The following is a 16,446-nucleotide window of genomic DNA, read 5'->3' on the forward strand; positions in this document are numbered from 1 at the left end:
AGAATATGAAAATCAATTTTTATGGTTCATCTATTTCAAGTGATACAGGGATTTATTTAAACGCAGCAATTGACCGTACGTACACAATTAAATTAGTTCAAACGAGTGAACGTAATTTTGATTTGGATGTGTGGTACATCAACACAGCTGGTAAAAGAGTCAATCTAGGTCCATTACACGACATCTTCTTAAAAATAAAGGTGCAATTAAGAGATTTTCTTCGATACCGTACATTGGTGAGTAATAAAGTTGAAAATACAGTCGCTAAGATGACAGACGTTGCACGTGCAAAGCTTAATGAGTATTTGGATATTAAGAGACCTATTAGTAACAAAACGTCTGAAAAAAGCGTAAAAGAGCTTTTAGCATTTACTGCTGCTTTAGAAGAAGCGGAAACTTTGCTAACAGAACATGCAAAACTTTTAGCGATTGATTCAGCTTTGGATAATCGCGATGCAGAATTATTCTATCAGTTAGTACAGGAAGCGAATTAATGCATTCGATTCAAAAGAAAACGAAGCAATTACAGGAATCGCTACAGTTATTAAAATCAGAAATTTCAGAACAATTATTCCTTATCGAAAAAGATAAGGCGCATGAAAAGGAGAGAGAAAATGAGAAACGATTCAAACAAGCACGGGATTGCAGTCACACAACATAGCTATAAACGTCGCTACAACCGTCGTAATCTTTGCCGCACGACCAATAAACAGCGAAAGGACATGGATAAACAAGTACAACGTCCTGCAGCACGTCCGAAAGTGCCGGTTGTATTTTACAAGGTGCGTAAAGGCCGTGAAATCATAGAAGTATCTGAGCGTGATGTAGACGTAATGAGCTTACAGTTGGACGGATATCGTGTGATGGATAAGTGGCGGGAGTGGTTGTAATGCAAGGTATCTGCATTAACGAAGGTTCATCAAGTAATTTAGTCGATGGACAACAATATTATTTGTTTGAGCACAGTAAGACACATTATTATGCAAGCTTATTTAATAGAGCAGGTTCATTTTTTGGAATCTATCGCAAGACACTCTTTGAAGTAATGGAAGTGATAGAAGAAGCGCCGGTTGTTACTCCACAACCAGCAGTATGTGCGGCTTTAAAGGCCGAAGTTTTATATAGCGCAATTATGATTAGTGATTACGGTGAAAAGCTAAAACCAATGCGACGCAAAGGTGATACTTTTTATCTGAAAGTTCGGCCTGCTCGTACACACGCACTTTATTATGCTGATCCTCAGATGACACAACTTAGAGGGTGCTCTTTGCTGAATAATTTTGATTCATTTGTTGAGCATAGTGTAGAAATAATACAGCCACGTTCGATCGAAGAAATTAGCGCAGAGATGAAAATGTTTAGAGAGCTAGATGATTATGATTCACGTAATACACTGGTCAATGAATATAAAGAAGCGTTTGAAGCATTGTCAAATCCATTCAGTGTAGGCGACCAGGTCGAACATCTAAACGGACGGAAATGGGAGCTAACTACGATTATAGCGATATATAGCAATAGTGAAGTTGTAACAAAAGCAATAACGGCACCGTTCAATCAATTTAGGTTTCCTGAAATAGTCGAGGAAACAACAGAGAAGGTTGAAACAGAACGAGCGCCAGAACAGTTAAGTTTGTTTTGAGCGACATTCATGGACCGAAAATGAATTGTTGAATTAAAACGGGTGGGTGGGATGGAGTAAGGAGCGGCACTATGCGTAGAAACGAATTAGTACATCACGAGCATTACGTCGCGAAAGTGCAACAAGATTTAACGCACTTTTTATTAAATGATGAATCGTTAAAAAATGGTGCAATCAAATATTTGCGATGGGATAACGAAATGAAGCTATTTGATGTATATGACGATGCTGAGCACAAGGTTTTCATCACACATACATTTTATGAGCGCTTTCGTGATATACAGCTCGCTAAAGGGATTGTATGCCAGCGATGTGGCAGAAAGTTAAAAGATACGAAGTGGACGCCGATTGGTTATGGTCGCCGTTGCTATAAAAAGTTTCTGAAAGAAGAATGGGAACGAAATCAAATGACGATTTTCGATTTTATTGAAGATGAAATGTACGACGCATGCATAGAACAAGAAATGGAAGAAGCGGATGCAGGAAGAGGGCGGCTAATGTTTTTACATGAACAACATGAACAAAACTTCGCGGCTATCACAGAGCAATACAAGTTTGATATTGTAACAGAATCAGATTTAATTGTTGCCTACATCACAGCGGTTCCTGATGTATACGAGAAAGTGTCCGGGGCATCTTTAGCATACGATAGCTGGTTACTGGACGAACAATTTGCTACAGAGCAAAGCGATACATTTAACGCGCTGCTAGGTGTGGCACTGTCATATCGATTAGGCGTGGAGCCAAGCAAATTACGAGCGTATGAACAAATGCTTGATGGACCGTATTGGGTAGTCGTTGCACTCGGAGCGGCAGATATATATACAAATGGCATGTTTAATACATTGAAGAGCATGGAGGTTTTATAGTGATGATAATTAAAACACCAATGGAACAAATAGAAGAATTAATTAATGAAATGCCACTTCCAGTCTTAAAAGATATACAGCAGCGCCTAACGGATTGGACATCAAGTGGTGGTAAAGAAGATGATCCATATGTTGAAAAACAGCTTTGCTATATGAAGCACGTAAGACATGCGCAACATGCTAATAAATAAAAAAAGCGTTTGTAGTTACCGCTACAAACGCTTCTCCCTACAAAAACATGATTTTCGCAAATCTATTATACCAAATTTATTCTGTAGGGGGAATTACATAATGCGTATGAAAAAATTAGAAATTAGTAATGAAGGATTACTCAAAGTTGATATAATGGAACTACCTGAAAATTGTGTGATTGTTGTTTCTAAGGGTCAAGCGAAGGTTTCAGAGCTACCTGAGCATGCAGAAACAAAAATCATTACGCATCAGGGAAAAGTGAAGCGGTTGCGCTGGGATGAGGGGGAAGAATTTTGAATTTCTGAAAGGAGGAATTTTTATCATTGAAGTAACAAATAATGAACAATTAAAAATGAAAGTGAATATTCGAAATGATTCATTAGAAATTAATGAAGTTGTTGATATAAAAAGTGAAGCTGCTTATGTTCCAGAGATTTTGGAAGTTTTAAATGAAAGTCCATTTTTTGAAAAGAAAGCTGATTATTATGAATTTAAAGTCAACCCATTTCAAGATTGTTTTAAAGTACATGATAGAATAGTAAATAATGCATCAAAAAATAGTAAAAGGTATATAATTATTTTGGAGTCTCCGCACATAGATGAATATGAGTTAAAAGAAAATAAATATAAAAAAGGAACTCTTTTAACTACAGATGTTTTAAAACCATTAAAGGCAGCAAATGGAGAAACAGGAAAAAATTTAGAGAATCTTTTCTCGATTTTTAAGTTCTTAACTAATCAAAAAGATTTTGAATATGTATTGATTAATAGAGTGAATTATCAGACATCATTAGGGTCATTTTTAGGTAATAAAAAGAACACTTATCCTATAATTAGAGATAATATTTTTAAGAAAATATGGCGTGCTGAAAAGGTTCAAGAAGATTTTATGAATAGATTAAATAATTTTCTTGAAGTAGATAAAGAAGTTATTATCATAAATGCATCAACTACTGCTGTAGATGTAGGAGCCAATGAATTTAAAAATTTTTTACTAAAACAAGAAAATTTACAAGTCTATAATATTATGCATTTAAATCATCCATCTGCCTGGAATATTGAAATGAAATAATAAATGTTCTACCAGCCATCTGGAGGACAACATTTGTTAGTAGCAAAAGCTACTGGCATTTGTTGTCCTCTTTTTTATTGCCAAAATAAAAAGGAGTGAATGTATGCGAACACTACAAGATGAAATCAAACGCACTAACCCTTTGACGAATGACAATGAACAACAACTAACGAATAAATGTAATTCACCTAAAAAAGCGGATAAGCAACAGCTTGAAAGCTTAACAAGGTATGAAATTGAAGAGCTAATGGGTATACGCCGTCCACGCTATGCACGACGAAAAGGTGTAATCAAACAAAAATAAAGAGGTGTTGTAGAAATGACGACGATAGAAGAACACGACTATACAAGTAAAGAATTAGAAAACTGGGCAGACAAGTTGCTGGAAGAGTACGATCATAGTCTAAGCGACTTGCGTGCGGTTAAGAGAGCAGCAGTTGCAGAAGAGTGCGAAGCAACAAATATCTCACCGTTTCAAGATAAGAAGTCTATTCTAAATAGCATGGAGAACTCAATGGTATTCGCAATGGACTGGATGGAAAAAGGTCGTAACCCTGATTTACAGCGTGGAGCGGATAAGCACGCAGTATACCAGCGTCAATTTTTCGAATCGCTTGATGTGATTCCAGACATTGCAGAGCAAGTATATGATATCAATACAAAAGAGCTGCACATGACGAGCGCTGAAAAAAAGCAGCTGGCAAAGATTTATAGTATGTGGAGTCATCGCGAGAGACTTTGTTACATTGCTCATACGGTTGAACAAAAAAGTTTTCAACAAATCGCAGACGAATTAAAAGTAAGTAAAGGTACTGTTCAATCATATATTAAACGTGCTCGCTCAAAAGTCAAAGAGGGCCTACAAAAGAAAACTTCGTAAATCTTGCCTTACGTTGCCTTACGGATTCTATATAAGTGAGAGCAACATTTTCTCATGCGTGAGCAAGCACGCAATCATTTATGGCCGCTTCGACAAGGAGAGTTACCTGTGCACTACTCACAATTGCTGTTCAGGGCAAACATGTTAAGCGACTAATCATCAAGCCGCCACGTGCGGCACATACATATACTAGCGCCATTAAATAAACAGTATGCATCACAGCAGGCGCTATACTGCGGTTACTTATGACTGCACCTCTCAAGCCGCTTCTTGTCCAGGAGCGGTATACATAATTTATAGTCAAACTTTTGTCATGCAAGTCAAGTAGTTGATATACGTCATTTCCTAATATTGTTATTTTGAGGTTAGGAGGTGATTAATTGGATTTAGTTGGTGTGCTGTTTACAGAAGAAAATATCAGTACAATTTTAGTATTCTTTGCAGGAGCTTCTATTTTAGGAGTTGCTGCAGGGTTATTTAAAAAATATGTTACTGGGTAAGTAGAAGGAACTGTTTCGGTATTGCTGGTTTTGAGTTAGGAGGTGAAAATATGGGTGTTAAATTTAGAGGTAATTTTAATGAAGTTACAAAGCACATCGGGAAAGCTGCTGAAAGTATTAACGGCGCTATCACTATTGAAGATTTATTTAATGATTCGTTTGTTAATGACAATACGAATTTCGATAGTGTAGAAGCTTTTTTAAATGAATTGCCAGTAGAAGTTAAACAAGAACTAAGTGATGAAGAAGTGGCTCGTTTAGATGGATTTGTCGAAGAACATACAAATTTTAAAGATTGGAAAGAGTTGTTCGAGAGCGCTGTCCAAACTTACGCAATGAATAAACTTAAAAGTGAACTAGGTTTTTAATAAGTGGCATCTACTTAGGTAGGTGCTTTTTATTATGCCTAAAAACAGAGGGGAGCGGATGATGGTATGAACGAAATCAAATTTACAATTGGTGGACCAGTACAAGCACAACAACGTCCGCGCTTTTCACGACATAATGGCCATGTACGTACATATGACGATAAAAAGTCGCGTACTTATAAAGCGCACGTACAAAAATGCGCTGCACGTTATGCACCTGAGCAACTGATTGACTCAGCGATTGAGTTGCATATCGATGTATTTCACAAGTTGCAACAGAGCGGTAGTAAACAACTAAAGGCGGATAAGTTAGCGCATCGTGTACGTCCAACGGTTAAGCCAGATTTGGACAACCTTGCAAAAGGTATTAAGGACGCGCTCACAGGCATGATGTGGATAGATGATGCACAAGTGGTTGACTTAATTATGCATAAATACTATGCAGTCGAACCATATGCAGTAGTTACGATTAAATATTAGAACTAGTTAGTCTATATAGATTTAAAAAGAGCGCTGGTAAAGATAGCTGACTACTGGCGCTAGGAAGGAAAGAGGTGGTGAAACATGAATGGCTGAAAAATATGAACTTGCTAAAGTCGATTATGACAATGGCATGAAGTACAAAGATATCGCTAAAAAATACGATGTCACAATCAATACAGTGAAGTCGTGGAAAACACGCAAATGGAATAAAACCAATGAGAAAGCGGATAAAAAAAGTGTGCACACAAAAGAAAAAGGTGTGCACACAAAAAAGAAGCAGACACATACAGAAGAATCAACTAGGGAGCGGCTGTCTATCGTAGAAGAATCACTAAGTAAGGAAAACAGTGATTTAACCGATAAACAGTGGCTTTTTTGTCGTTACTACACAAAATATTGGAATGCCACGAAAGCCTATCAAAAGGTTTATGACTGTGATTACATGCAGGCTATGTCCAATGGCAGTCGCTTGCTGAGAAATGATAAGATACGCGCGGAAATCAGCGCAATCAAACAGGACATTGCAGATGGCATCATGATTGAGTCTCGTGCAGTGCTGCAGAAGTGGATTGATATTGCATTTGCAGATATCTCCGACTACGTGGCATGGGGCACCGAGAAACGTTTGATTCCAGACGTATTTGTTGGGCGAGATGCGAACGATAAAAAAGTATTCGAGGATAAGGAAATCAATGTGAACTACGTTCATTTGAAATCCGCTTCGAATATAGACACATCGATTGTGACAGAAATCAAAGAAGGCAAAGATGGCGTGACGGTGAAGCTTGCCGACAAAATGAAAGCACTCGATTTCTTGACGAAGTATATGGACTTGCTTAATGATAATGAGCTGAAGCAATTAAAAATTGAAAAAGAGTTGATTGCAATTCGTAAAGCAAATGGTGACGATCATGACGAATACGAAGATGATGGATTCATTGAAGCGCTGAAAGGTGTGGAGGTGGATTGGGATGCTGACTAATGTAAAGAAGCTATTAACAGAACAACGTAAGAAGCGGGAGCGTAGGCGAAAAAAGAAGCCTGCGCTTTTTAAATTTACTCCTTTTAGTGCTAAACAGAAGAAGGTGCTCACTTGGTGGTGTCATGCCGCTTCGCCATATAAAGATTATGATGGCATTATTTGTGATGGCTCGGTGCGAGCAGGCAAAACGGTTGTGATGTCACTTTCTTTCGTCATGTGGGCCATGGAAACATTTAACGATGAAAACCTCGGTATGGCTGGTAAAACGATTGGTTCATTTAGACGTAACGTATTCAAACCGCTTCAAAAAATGCTGCGTGCACGAGGGTATACCGTAAAAGAACAACGTACCGAAAATATGTTCACTGTTACAAAAGGTGAACAAGTTAATTATTTCTATTACTTTGGCGGTAAGGATGAAGGTTCTCAAGACCTTATCCAAGGGATTACATTAGCTGGAATGTTTTTTGACGAGGTGGCGCTTATGCCCCGCTCCTTCGTAGACCAGGCAACGGCACGTTGTTCTGTAGAAGGTGCTAAATTTTGGTTTAACTGTAACCCAGCAGGTCCATATCATTGGTTCAAAGTAGAGTTTCTAGATAAATTAAAAGAAAAGAATCTATTTCAAATTCATTTCTTGATGGATGATAACCCTTCGCTTTCAGAAAAAGTGAAGGAACGCTATAAACGCTTGTATTCCGGTGTTTTCTATAAGCGCTATATCTTAGGCTTATGGGTGCTTGCAGAAGGTGTTATTTATGACATGTTTGAGAAGGATAGGCATGTTGTAAAAACAGAGGAGCGGCCATATGAGAAGTTTTATGTCAGTTGTGACTATGGTACAAAGAATCCAACAACATTTGGTTTGTGGGGTTTCTGTGGAGATATTTGGTACAAGGTGAAAGAGTATCACTACGATGGTCGTAAGAAAGGCAGACAAAAAACAGATGAGCAGTACTGTGATGATATGGCAACATTTATCGATGGGCTTACAAATTTCAAAGGAATTATCGTAGATCCATCGGCCGCTTCATTTATTACGGCGCTAAAGAAACGTGGGCACCATGTAATTAAAGCGAAAAATGATGTAGTAGATGGGATTCGTAATGTAGCTACTGCATTGGAGCGGATGCTTATTAAGTACAACGATTGCTGTAAAGAAACATTTCGAGAGTTTTCTTCGTATGTTTGGGATGAAAAGGCAGCAAACCGAGGTGAAGATAAGCCAATTAAAGAGAATGATCACCAGATGGATGGCGATAGATATTTCATAAATAAAGTTGTTATGACAGGACCAGGATTCACATTCTTAAAATGAGAGAGGTAAGAATATGCATAATATTTATGATTTTGGAGCGGGCACATATGCAGATGAACTAATTGCACAGATTAAGAATGATGCGCCTAAAGAAATCGAAACGGTGAAAAGTCTATATGAAGCGTTTGATAGCTCTAAAATGCTACAGGGGCAGAAATATTATTGGAACGAATCAGATATTATGGAACGTGAAATTTACACGTACAGCAATGGTGGCAAGAGTGTAGATAAGGAAGCGACGAATGAAAAAGTTCCTAGCGGTATGCACAAAGTATTGGTGGACCAAAAAGTCGCCTATTTAGCAGGAGAACCTATGTCTTTCGGTAGCCGCTCCGATAACCAAGAGCAACTGGAATTGCTTGAAACGATTATTGGGGAGGAATGGGAAGATACACTACCAGAGCTAATTAAAAATGCCTCAAATAAAGGCGTAGAATGGCTCCATCCGTTTGTGAATGAAGATGGCGAATTTGATTATATGATTGCCGAAGCGGAACAAGTTATTCCTATTTACGACAGTAACAGACGGTATAAGCTAACAGCGGCTATCCGTTTTTATCAATATGCAGAGGAGCACATCAAATTAGAAGTATGGACAGATGTAGATGTCACTTACTATGAAATGATTGAAGGCGAAATGTACTTGGATGCTGAACGAGAACTGAATCCAGCACCACATTTCACGAATGCTGAGGGTACAGAAGGGAAATCATGGGGCAAGGTGCCATTTATCCGCTTCGCAAATAACAGCGAGCATTTAAGTGATTTACACTTCAATAAAGCGGCTATTGATGCGTACGAAAAATTAGTGAGTGATGCACAAAATACATTAGTAGATATGCAAGAACTGATTTATGCATTGATTGGTTATGAAGGAGAAAGTCTGGCGGAGTTTCAGAAGAATTTGAAGCGGTATAAGGCTGTTAAGTTATCGCCAGATGAAGGCTCCGATTTGCGAACTATTACAGCAGAAGTGCCGACAGCTGCTTATCAATTACAAGGTGAAACACTGCGGAAAAACATTATTACATCCGGTCAGGGTGTAGATCCATCACCTGATGTAATTGGAGATGCGCCTTCTGGCGTAGCGCTCGAAAATTTATATTCTTTGTTAGACATGAAAGCATCAATGTTGGAGCGGAAATTTACGCTAGCATTGCGTGAGTTCATGTTTTTTATTGGCGTTTATTGTGAATTGGCACGCGTTGGTGAATTTGATTATCGTGACGTCACCTTTACTTTTAATAAAATGCTCCTTACAAATGAAGCGGAAATTATCACAATGGTTAGAGACTCCCAAGGGATTATTTCAGATGAAACTATACTTGAAAATCACCCTTGGGTACGCGATGTGGCACAGGAGAAAGAGCGGCTAGAGAATCAGAAAGCTTCTGAACTAGACGCATATAGTACCCGCTTCGGTTCGTTAGAAGGTGAAGCGGATGCCGAAACAAATTCATAATCAACTAGACATTATCAAGCGCCTAGACGAACTGATTGCACAGAGTGAGCGTGAAGTAGATGAACTACTTGGAAAGCGTTTAAAAGAGATTCTGGCAACGCTTAGTAATATGTATAGTAAGTTCGTTGAGAGTGATGAGAGTAGTTATACAGATTTAAATAAATATAATCGACTAGCAAAGGAACTCGAACGCATTGCGCAACAGTTGAATGAAGATTACAAGCAAATTGTAAAGCAAATTGAAATGTCTCAACAACGCATTTATGTTGAACAGTACCTGATGGCAGCTTATTTGTTTCAAGTTTATCAAGGAACTGAAGATGGATTTACCTTACCAGGTGAAGATGTTATTGCAGCAGCACTAGCCAATCCAATTGAGTTGCTATGTTTGCCTAAAATATTAGAGGTGCATCGCAATGAAACAATTCGTAAAATACAAATCGAAATATCGCAATCACTTTTGGCTGGTGAAGGGTATTTCAAGATGGCGAAGCGGTTAGAAAATGCAATTGGTATTAGTCAAAACAAAGCACGCACCGTGGCACGTACAGAAGGTGCTAGAGCAATGTCGATAGCAGACGAAGCAGTCACAGAGGAGATGCGCAAATACGCTGATATTGAATGTATATGGCTATCAACACTTGATACACGAACACGGCATGAGCACCGTAAACTGGATGGACAAAAAGCTGATGCGGATGGTTATTTTCATTTCAAAGGAATGAAGGCAAAAGGACCGACAATGTGGGGCGTAGCGAAAATGGACATCAATTGCCGCTGCGTGAAGATTAAACTCATTGATGGGCAGTTGCCAGCCGTGCGTAGAGGTCGAGATTACAAAGATGCAACGTATCAAAAACGATTAACAGACCTAATTGATAAGTATATGGAAGATGGCTACACATATGCGAAAGCGTATCAGAAAGCAGATAAAGAAGTGTTGCCACCTAATAAGGTTACAACATTTAAAACATATGAAGAATGGAGCAAAAATAGCGTGTAGATACTGCACTGAAATGAGATTTTGAGAATTTGCAAACCAAATATTTGCATTTGTTATATAATGTTAATATTTGGGGGGAGAAGGAGTTTGAATTATGGAAAATTATTTTGGGGAACCGTGTTACCTTTTAGTGTCATTCTTTTAATCATTTCAATTTTAGCTATGACAGATATGTTTGGAGAAGACAGCGGTTTAAGTTTAGCAGGCGCTGTTTTTAGCCTTTTTGGTGGTTTAGCCGGAGGATTAAGTGCGTTTTTTATCGCAAGGGAACAAATTAAGAAGCAAGAAAGTATGAAAATAGTAGATTTAAAGCTTCAGAAGTTTCAAGAAATTATTTCTTGTACGACAGAAATAAGACAAGGTTTATATGATTATCAAAGGTTAGTTAAACAATATTTTGAAAAGAATCCAAGTCATGAAAGTATAAATTTTTATTCTCATCACAAAGATGATATATGTGGAATTTATAACGAAAACAAAAAACAAGAGAAAGAAATTTATAAAAATATGGTGTATATGAAAACCTTGGGATTTGATGAATACGAAGTGCATCATTGTCTACGATATGTAGATGACATATATGTTTTTGAAAAACATTTCAAGTCATTAGAAAGAGAAAATCTTTTAAAACATGTTAATCATAAAATGTATTTAACTAACGGTTATATTGAGGATTTTCAAGAAAAGTTTGAAAAAGAAATAGAATATATTTTATTAAAACCATAAGAGAACTTGTCCTGAGCATGACGATATAAAAGGCTTTTTTATTATGCACAAAATTGGAAAGGAGCTTCACTATGACAAAAGAAGAATTACTTGCATTGGGGATTAACGAAGAGACAGCACAAACTATTGTAGATAATTACGCGGCTTCGTATGTAGAAAAATCTGTACTAGAAGCGGAGCAATCCAAAGTAACAGATTTAACGCAGCAACTTACTGATCGTGACACTCAACTTACGGAATTACAAAATCAAGCAGCTGGGAACACAGATTTACAAGCACAAATTACAGCTCTACAAGAACAGAATGCAAATGAAAAAGCATCGTATGAGCAAACGCTGAAGCAAAAAGATTATGACTACGCACTTTCAAACGCTTTACGTGATGCAAAAGCAAAGAATCCTAAAGCGGTACAAGCGTTATTAAATACTGAAGCCATCACGTTAGATGGAGATAAGTTGATTGGGCTGTCAGAGCAATTAGAAACACTGAAGAAGTCAGATGATTATTTATTCGTACCAGATGGCTTAAAGGGTGGCACGCCTCCACTTGGTTCAGGTGGTCAATCACAGACTTTAACAAAAGCAGAATTTGCTAAAAAATCTTATGAAACACGAATGGATTTAATTAGCAAAAATCCGAATTTGCTACAAGAACTAAAATAAATTGAAAAAAGAGAGGTTTTATAAATGAATACATCACAATTATTGGCCAAGTTGAATTTGCAATTCTTTGCTCAAACACAAGCATCTGATTTAGTAGATCCAGAAGTCATGGCACCAGCTATTGCAGGGAAAATGGAAAATGCCATTAAATTTACAAAATATGCAGATTTAGATACGACACTTGTAGGTCAGCCAGGTAGTACAATTACTCGTCCTAAGTATGGTTATATCGGTGCCGCAGAAGATTTAACAGAGGGCGTACCAATGGACACAAGTAAAATGTCTATGACAACAACAGAAGTTGCTGTAAAAGAAACGGGTAAAGCGGTGGAAATTACAGAGAAGGCTATCATCACAAATGTTGGTGGAACAGTAGGTGAAGCGGAACGTCAACTTGCGATTGCGATGGCTGACAAAGTGGAAATTGATTATATTGCTGCACTTGATACAGCTTTACAAACAGTTAGTGGTTCTCCTACAACACCAGCGAAAATCCTTGAAGCGGTTACAGTATTCGATTCTGAAGGGGATTTAGATTTAGTACTATTTATGAATCCAGCAGATTACACAACCCTTGTGCAAAATCTTTTAACTGTTGGCGGAACAGTACAGGAACGAGCGTTAACATCGGGCCAAGTATCAGAGCTATTGGGATTAAAAGCAATTGAACGCTCTCGCCGTGTGGCTGCTGGTAAAGGGTACTTGCAAATCTATTCTACAACCGCTCCAGAAGAATCGGAAGATCCTACGAGTGCTGTGGAAATTGTTCTAAAACAAGATGTTGGCGTTAATAAGGACGCTGACATCCTAAAACGCACAGTAGTAATCGCGGCGAATCGACACTATGTTGTAAACCTTAAAGATGATAAGGGTGTTGTGAAATTCACAGGGGCATAGTAAATCATTAGAAAAATAGTGGGGAGGGATTGTATGTTGTTGCGAAGGTATCATGAAAAGCCGCTTCCTGTGAATTTAAAAGAAGTTAAAAAGGAAGTGAAGCCCAAGCCACGTAAACCACGCACACCACCTAAAAAGGCTGGTGAAGGATGATGGCATGGGAAGTTACTGAGATTGAAGTTCAACAGCTTATTGCTTTGAATAGTGATATTTTGACTCCGGAGCGGCTAGAACATTATAAAATGCTTGCTCCTATTTATTATGAGATAGCTTGTGATTATTGTAATGCTACGTTAGAGGTTACAAATAGTGGTGTACAGGTATTTGTTGCAAAGGCGATTCAATACTATGCCAATAAAGCGGGGTTAGTATCACGCTCAATGGGAACTGTTAGCTACGCATATACAACATCGTTACCTTCTAGCGTATTACAGTTGCTAAATCCTTTTAGGAAGTTGAGGTGGTAGCGTGTACGATGAATTTCCACATAAAGTAGTTGTATTGCGATTTGCAGAAGGAATAGAAGATGAATTGGGCAATGCGCAAGATAGCGAGTGGCTCACGTTATACGATGCATTTGCATGCTTTATTGATACACCAAGTGCAACTGAAAAATACAATGCGATGCAGATTAAACATCAACTAGACCGCTATATGTATTATGCGTATGGTGCTGACGTTAAACCAAATACCCGCATCCGCTTCAAAGGTGTTGAGTATGAAGTTGAAACAGATGCAGAGGACCAGGGCGGCATGCATGAAATTATGCGTGTGGCATTAAAGAGGGTGAGATAATGAAATGCGAACATGAATGGGAAACAACTGCAATATTAGAGCAACAGTGTAAAAAATGTGGTGTAAAACGAATGCAAAGTGTTATGAAGTCTGTAGTTGAGGATGTTGTCCTTCCTGTAGCTCAACCATATGCTCGCGAAACTACAACGATTTTTCAAAACGGGAAACGTCGAGTAGTTTATAAAGACGATATGAAAAAACAAATATTGAAAAGCGTTGGAATGGGATTATACCAATGAGCATTACGCAATTTGGTTCAAATAAGCTACAGCGCGCAATTGAGCGTTGGGGAAATAGCGTACTCGATGATGCAAAACGTGCTGTAATTGATACGGCCAATCTTATCCAGTCGCAAGCTAGAGCATTGGCGCCGGTTGATACCGGTTACTTGCGCCAGTCAATTGAGGTGGAAGTGTTAGATGGCGGCTTAAAAGCTGTTGTCACAGTCGGTGCAGAGTGGGCAATTTACATTGAATACGGTACAGGTATTTACGCTACAAAAGGCGGCAATGAAGATGGCTGGGTGTATTACAGTGATAAGTACGGCAAGTTCGTCTTCACTCGCGGTCAAGAAGCACAGCCATTTTGGTTCCCATCGCTTAAAGAGGGTCAAAAATATTGGTCTAAAGCAGTTGCAGCAATAGGAGGTTGATACGGTGGTTTCGTTTTTAGCATTGCATACGGCTGTTTATCAACGCTTAGTTAATGATGCAGCTGTAAAAGCATTAGTTTACAAAGATACAAAATTTAAAGGTGTGTATGATGCGGTGCCTAACGATGCACCATTTCCTTATATCGTGATTGGTGAGCCGAGCGAATCGGATTTTGATGTGAAGCTGAAAGAAACAGTGGAAACGTCACTTACGATTCACACTTGGAGCAATAAAACAGGCAAGACGGAATCATACAAACTATTACAGGCTGTTAGCGATGCGCTAACGGCTTTTTTAATTGTCACGAACTATGAAGTGGATTACGTCAAAAAGGTGCGCATAAGCGTATTTGATGATATTGACGGGGTACTACGACATGGCGTTTTAACATTTGAATACACATTAACGAAAATTTAGGAGGAATCATACATGAACAAAGGTAAAGATACGATTTTATTAGTACAACGAGCAAAAGATGCATTAGGAACAGCAGCGTATTTAATCGCAAATCAAACAGAAAGCTCATACTCAATCGAAACAGAAATCATTGACGAGCAAACAAAATTCGGGCGTTTAGTTGAATATGGCAATACGTCTGAATCATTCGAAGTAACTGCATACGGCCAAACGGGTGATGCTGGTCAAAAGGCTATCTTAGATGCAATTAAAAACAAAGAGCAGTTAAAAGTTTGGGAAGTAAACACAAATAAAAATGCTGCAGGTAAATATGATGCGAACTTTGCATATACAATCGTTGAATCGGTTGAAAAGTCAGGGTCAACAGATGGCTTTGAAGAATTATCAACAACACTTCAAGTAATTGGCCAAACACAAGCAGGTGAACTTGATACAGCAGATGTACCAGATGCAGTTATCGAATTTGCGTTATATGGCTTCGAAAAACCAGGTGAGTTCACAGGTGAATATGGTAAAGATCATAAAGGCACAGTGACACCCTAGTGCTGCCGCAATCGGAAATGCGGCTATCGGTTCAACATTTGTAATTCAGTAGGAGGTCCACATGGCTAAAACAAAAGCAGAATTAAAAACAATCTTTGTCACAGGCGCAAAGCCTACGCAAGCTGACTTTCACGATTTAATCGAGGGAGTGCAAGGCGAACAAGGGCCACAGGGTTTGCAGGGTCCAAAAGGCGACACAGGAGCAAAGGGTGAAACTGGTGCACAAGGTGTTAAAGGTGATACCGGTCCAATTGGTCCAGCAGGCGCTAAAGGTGACAAGGGAGATACAGGCGCAACAGGTGCTAAAGGTGCTGACGGTGCAAAGGGTGCGAATGGCTTATCTATTACAGCTATCGCACTTACAACAGACGTTGACGGTAAAGTAACGGGCGGTACAGCGACTCTTTCAGATGCATCAACGGTAGCAATTACAGTAACAACAGCTTAATGACATATCAATATGGAGGGCTTCGGCTCTCCTTTTTATACTTAAAAAACACTAGGAGGTCATTTAATTATGGCATTAACTTTAACTATTCAAGATAAGAAATACACTGGTAAACCTTCATTTGCTATGGCGCGATATGCGAATGAAAACTATGGTAACTACATCGAAAAGGCGAACAAATACGCGCAAGGTATCGAAAACATCTTATCGGGTGTTATCGAAGGTTCAATTGAATCAATCGTACAGTATTGGGATGCAGCACTTGCACACCTAAAAGAACGCCCGTCAATCGCTGAAATTGAAACAGCATTAGAGGAACGTATCGAACAAGATGGCGATACAGAGCCGCTTCTAAAAGAAATTTATCGCGAGTTATCGACAAGCGGTTTTTTCAAGAAAACGATCAAAGAGTTTTGGAAGAACATCGAAATGATGCAAGACTTTGGGGCGACGGACGAGGAGAAAGAGCAGAACAAGAAAGCCTACGACATGATGCAAAAACTCAAAGCGGAAATCGAGGAATAGATTTTGAACAGT

Annotated in this window: 27 protein-coding genes; all 27 read left to right on the top strand. The window is 38.6% G+C overall.

What is annotated here, in order from left to right; translation table 11 throughout:
• The first annotated feature begins 5 nt into the window (after positions 1 to 5).
• Complete coding sequence (locus V514_RS0105135; RefSeq protein WP_029498725.1) at positions 6 to 494, top strand: IDEAL domain-containing protein; 489 nt, start codon at positions 6 to 8, stop codon at positions 492 to 494.
• Complete coding sequence (locus tag V514_RS20335; protein ID WP_161630170.1) at positions 494 to 661, top strand: hypothetical protein; 168 nt, start codon at positions 494 to 496, stop codon at positions 659 to 661. The genes V514_RS0105135 and V514_RS20335 overlap by 1 nt, the downstream gene beginning before the upstream one ends.
• Positions 615 to 890, top strand: a complete 276-nt coding sequence (locus V514_RS0105140; RefSeq protein ID WP_029498727.1) for a hypothetical protein — start codon at positions 615 to 617, stop codon at positions 888 to 890. Before V514_RS20335 ends, V514_RS0105140 begins: the two co-directional genes overlap by 47 nt.
• Positions 890 to 1,639 carry a hypothetical protein gene (locus tag V514_RS19630; protein ID WP_029498729.1) on the top strand — a complete coding sequence of 250 codons (750 nt, stop codon included), beginning with the start codon at positions 890 to 892 and terminating at the stop codon, positions 1,637 to 1,639. Before V514_RS0105140 ends, V514_RS19630 begins: the two co-directional genes overlap by 1 nt.
• A 71-nt stretch (positions 1,640 to 1,710) precedes the next feature.
• On the top strand, positions 1,711 to 2,508 hold the full coding sequence (locus V514_RS0105150) for a hypothetical protein (protein WP_029498731.1): 798 nt from the start codon (positions 1,711 to 1,713) through the stop codon (positions 2,506 to 2,508).
• A 2-nt stretch (positions 2,509 to 2,510) separates the two neighbouring features.
• Complete coding sequence (locus V514_RS0105155; RefSeq protein ID WP_035944321.1) at positions 2,511 to 2,699, top strand: DUF6877 family protein; 189 nt, start codon at positions 2,511 to 2,513, stop codon at positions 2,697 to 2,699.
• 100 nt (positions 2,700 to 2,799) lie between these two features.
• Entirely contained in the window at positions 2,800 to 2,997 is a 198-nt protein-coding gene (locus V514_RS0105160; protein WP_029498735.1) for an XtrA/YqaO family protein, read from the top strand.
• The gene (locus V514_RS0105165) at positions 2,978 to 3,772 is read left to right on the top strand and encodes a hypothetical protein (RefSeq protein ID WP_029498737.1); all 795 of its coding nucleotides are present in this window, start codon (positions 2,978 to 2,980) and stop codon (positions 3,770 to 3,772) included. The genes V514_RS0105160 and V514_RS0105165 overlap by 20 nt, the downstream gene beginning before the upstream one ends.
• 103 nt (positions 3,773 to 3,875) lie before the next feature.
• Positions 3,876 to 4,076: a hypothetical protein gene (locus V514_RS20510; protein ID WP_029498739.1), complete on the top strand. Its 201-nt coding sequence runs from the start codon at positions 3,876 to 3,878 to the stop codon at positions 4,074 to 4,076.
• A 15-nt stretch (positions 4,077 to 4,091) separates the two neighbouring features.
• On the top strand, positions 4,092 to 4,652 hold the full coding sequence (locus V514_RS0105175; RefSeq protein ID WP_029498741.1) for a sigma factor-like helix-turn-helix DNA-binding protein: 561 nt from the start codon (positions 4,092 to 4,094) through the stop codon (positions 4,650 to 4,652).
• 550 nt (positions 4,653 to 5,202) lie between these two features.
• Positions 5,203 to 5,520, top strand: coding sequence for a hypothetical protein (locus V514_RS0105185; protein WP_029498742.1), 318 nt, complete (start codon positions 5,203 to 5,205; stop codon positions 5,518 to 5,520).
• A 66-nt stretch (positions 5,521 to 5,586) separates the two neighbouring features.
• Positions 5,587 to 6,000: a RusA family crossover junction endodeoxyribonuclease gene (locus V514_RS0105190; RefSeq protein ID WP_035944323.1), complete on the top strand. Its 414-nt coding sequence runs from the start codon at positions 5,587 to 5,589 to the stop codon at positions 5,998 to 6,000.
• Between the two features lie 88 nt (positions 6,001 to 6,088).
• Positions 6,089 to 6,985 (top strand): terminase small subunit, encoded by an 897-nt coding sequence (locus V514_RS0105195; RefSeq protein WP_029498747.1) that lies wholly within the window; start codon positions 6,089 to 6,091, stop codon positions 6,983 to 6,985.
• Positions 6,975 to 8,303, top strand: coding sequence for a PBSX family phage terminase large subunit (locus V514_RS0105200; protein ID WP_029498748.1), 1,329 nt, complete (start codon positions 6,975 to 6,977; stop codon positions 8,301 to 8,303). Before V514_RS0105195 ends, V514_RS0105200 begins: the two co-directional genes overlap by 11 nt.
• Positions 8,304 to 8,316: 13 nt before the next feature.
• Positions 8,317 to 9,765 (top strand): phage portal protein, encoded by a 1,449-nt coding sequence (locus V514_RS0105205; RefSeq protein ID WP_029498749.1) that lies wholly within the window; start codon positions 8,317 to 8,319, stop codon positions 9,763 to 9,765.
• Positions 9,746 to 10,768, top strand: a complete 1,023-nt coding sequence (locus tag V514_RS0105210; protein ID WP_051392431.1) for a phage minor head protein — start codon at positions 9,746 to 9,748, stop codon at positions 10,766 to 10,768. Before V514_RS0105205 ends, V514_RS0105210 begins: the two co-directional genes overlap by 20 nt.
• Positions 10,769 to 10,855: 87 nt before the next feature.
• A complete protein-coding gene (locus tag V514_RS0105215) occupies positions 10,856 to 11,494 on the top strand; it encodes a hypothetical protein (protein ID WP_029498751.1) in 639 nt (212 codons plus the stop codon).
• 71 nt (positions 11,495 to 11,565) lie between these two features.
• Positions 11,566 to 12,156: a phage scaffolding protein gene (locus tag V514_RS0105220; RefSeq protein WP_029498752.1), complete on the top strand. Its 591-nt coding sequence runs from the start codon at positions 11,566 to 11,568 to the stop codon at positions 12,154 to 12,156.
• Between the two features lie 24 nt (positions 12,157 to 12,180).
• Entirely contained in the window at positions 12,181 to 13,053 is an 873-nt protein-coding gene (locus tag V514_RS0105225; RefSeq protein ID WP_029498754.1) for a N4-gp56 family major capsid protein, read from the top strand.
• 149 nt (positions 13,054 to 13,202) lie between these two features.
• Positions 13,203 to 13,520: a head-tail connector protein gene (locus V514_RS0105235; RefSeq protein ID WP_051392432.1), complete on the top strand. Its 318-nt coding sequence runs from the start codon at positions 13,203 to 13,205 to the stop codon at positions 13,518 to 13,520.
• Between the two features lies 1 nt (position 13,521).
• Positions 13,522 to 13,848 carry a phage head closure protein gene (locus V514_RS0105240; protein ID WP_029498757.1) on the top strand — a complete coding sequence of 109 codons (327 nt, stop codon included), beginning with the start codon at positions 13,522 to 13,524 and terminating at the stop codon, positions 13,846 to 13,848.
• A complete protein-coding gene (locus V514_RS0105245; RefSeq protein WP_029498760.1) occupies positions 13,848 to 14,087 on the top strand; it encodes a hypothetical protein in 240 nt (79 codons plus the stop codon). The genes V514_RS0105240 and V514_RS0105245 overlap by 1 nt, the downstream gene beginning before the upstream one ends.
• Complete coding sequence (locus V514_RS0105250; RefSeq protein ID WP_029498761.1) at positions 14,084 to 14,500, top strand: HK97-gp10 family putative phage morphogenesis protein; 417 nt, start codon at positions 14,084 to 14,086, stop codon at positions 14,498 to 14,500. Before V514_RS0105245 ends, V514_RS0105250 begins: the two co-directional genes overlap by 4 nt.
• Positions 14,501 to 14,504: 4 nt before the next feature.
• Complete coding sequence (locus V514_RS0105255; RefSeq protein WP_029498763.1) at positions 14,505 to 14,918, top strand: DUF3168 domain-containing protein; 414 nt, start codon at positions 14,505 to 14,507, stop codon at positions 14,916 to 14,918.
• Positions 14,919 to 14,930: 12 nt separating this feature from the next.
• A complete protein-coding gene (locus tag V514_RS0105260; RefSeq protein ID WP_029498765.1) occupies positions 14,931 to 15,461 on the top strand; it encodes a phage major tail protein, TP901-1 family in 531 nt (176 codons plus the stop codon).
• 61 nt (positions 15,462 to 15,522) lie between these two features.
• Positions 15,523 to 15,909 carry a collagen-like protein gene (locus V514_RS0105265; protein WP_029498767.1) on the top strand — a complete coding sequence of 129 codons (387 nt, stop codon included), beginning with the start codon at positions 15,523 to 15,525 and terminating at the stop codon, positions 15,907 to 15,909.
• A 69-nt stretch (positions 15,910 to 15,978) separates the two neighbouring features.
• Complete coding sequence (locus V514_RS19635; protein WP_029498769.1) at positions 15,979 to 16,434, top strand: tail assembly chaperone; 456 nt, start codon at positions 15,979 to 15,981, stop codon at positions 16,432 to 16,434.
• The last annotated feature ends 12 nt before the right edge of the window (positions 16,435 to 16,446 follow it).

This window comes from Kurthia huakuii LAM0618 (assembly GCF_000505545.1).
GTDB classification, from domain to species: domain Bacteria; phylum Bacillota; class Bacilli; order Bacillales_A; family Planococcaceae; genus Kurthia; species Kurthia huakuii.

Bases quoted from the DNA above. Each gene is read 5' to 3' on its own strand.
- V514_RS0105235 (WP_051392432.1), top strand. From the start codon at position 13,203: ATGATGGCATGGGAAGTTACTGAGATTGAAGTTCAACAGCTTATTGCT.
- V514_RS20510 (WP_029498739.1), top strand. From the start codon at position 3,876: ATGCGAACACTACAAGATGAAATCAAACGCACTAACCCTTTGACGAAT.
- V514_RS0105185 (WP_029498742.1), top strand. From the start codon at position 5,203: ATGGGTGTTAAATTTAGAGGTAATTTTAATGAAGTTACAAAGCACATC.
- V514_RS0105175 (WP_029498741.1), top strand. From the start codon at position 4,092: ATGACGACGATAGAAGAACACGACTATACAAGTAAAGAATTAGAAAAC.
- V514_RS0105245 (WP_029498760.1), top strand. From the start codon at position 13,848: ATGAAATGCGAACATGAATGGGAAACAACTGCAATATTAGAGCAACAG.
- V514_RS0105250 (WP_029498761.1), top strand. From the start codon at position 14,084: ATGAGCATTACGCAATTTGGTTCAAATAAGCTACAGCGCGCAATTGAG.
- V514_RS20335 (WP_161630170.1), top strand. From the start codon at position 494: ATGCATTCGATTCAAAAGAAAACGAAGCAATTACAGGAATCGCTACAG.
- V514_RS0105140 (WP_029498727.1), top strand. From the start codon at position 615: ATGAGAAACGATTCAAACAAGCACGGGATTGCAGTCACACAACATAGC.
- V514_RS0105190 (WP_035944323.1), top strand. From the start codon at position 5,587: ATGAACGAAATCAAATTTACAATTGGTGGACCAGTACAAGCACAACAA.
- V514_RS0105135 (WP_029498725.1), top strand. From the start codon at position 6: ATGAAAATCAATTTTTATGGTTCATCTATTTCAAGTGATACAGGGATT.
- V514_RS0105205 (WP_029498749.1), top strand. From the start codon at position 8,317: ATGCATAATATTTATGATTTTGGAGCGGGCACATATGCAGATGAACTA.
- V514_RS0105200 (WP_029498748.1), top strand. From the start codon at position 6,975: ATGCTGACTAATGTAAAGAAGCTATTAACAGAACAACGTAAGAAGCGG.
- V514_RS0105210 (WP_051392431.1), top strand. From the start codon at position 9,746: ATGCCGAAACAAATTCATAATCAACTAGACATTATCAAGCGCCTAGAC.
- V514_RS19635 (WP_029498769.1), top strand. From the start codon at position 15,979: ATGGCATTAACTTTAACTATTCAAGATAAGAAATACACTGGTAAACCT.
- V514_RS0105265 (WP_029498767.1), top strand. From the start codon at position 15,523: ATGGCTAAAACAAAAGCAGAATTAAAAACAATCTTTGTCACAGGCGCA.
- V514_RS0105165 (WP_029498737.1), top strand. From the start codon at position 2,978: ATGAGGGGGAAGAATTTTGAATTTCTGAAAGGAGGAATTTTTATCATT.
- V514_RS0105150 (WP_029498731.1), top strand. From the start codon at position 1,711: ATGCGTAGAAACGAATTAGTACATCACGAGCATTACGTCGCGAAAGTG.
- V514_RS0105195 (WP_029498747.1), top strand. From the start codon at position 6,089: ATGGCTGAAAAATATGAACTTGCTAAAGTCGATTATGACAATGGCATG.
- V514_RS0105260 (WP_029498765.1), top strand. From the start codon at position 14,931: ATGAACAAAGGTAAAGATACGATTTTATTAGTACAACGAGCAAAAGAT.
- V514_RS0105220 (WP_029498752.1), top strand. From the start codon at position 11,566: ATGACAAAAGAAGAATTACTTGCATTGGGGATTAACGAAGAGACAGCA.
- V514_RS19630 (WP_029498729.1), top strand. From the start codon at position 890: ATGCAAGGTATCTGCATTAACGAAGGTTCATCAAGTAATTTAGTCGAT.
- V514_RS0105225 (WP_029498754.1), top strand. From the start codon at position 12,181: ATGAATACATCACAATTATTGGCCAAGTTGAATTTGCAATTCTTTGCT.
- V514_RS0105160 (WP_029498735.1), top strand. From the start codon at position 2,800: ATGCGTATGAAAAAATTAGAAATTAGTAATGAAGGATTACTCAAAGTT.
- V514_RS0105155 (WP_035944321.1), top strand. From the start codon at position 2,511: ATGATAATTAAAACACCAATGGAACAAATAGAAGAATTAATTAATGAA.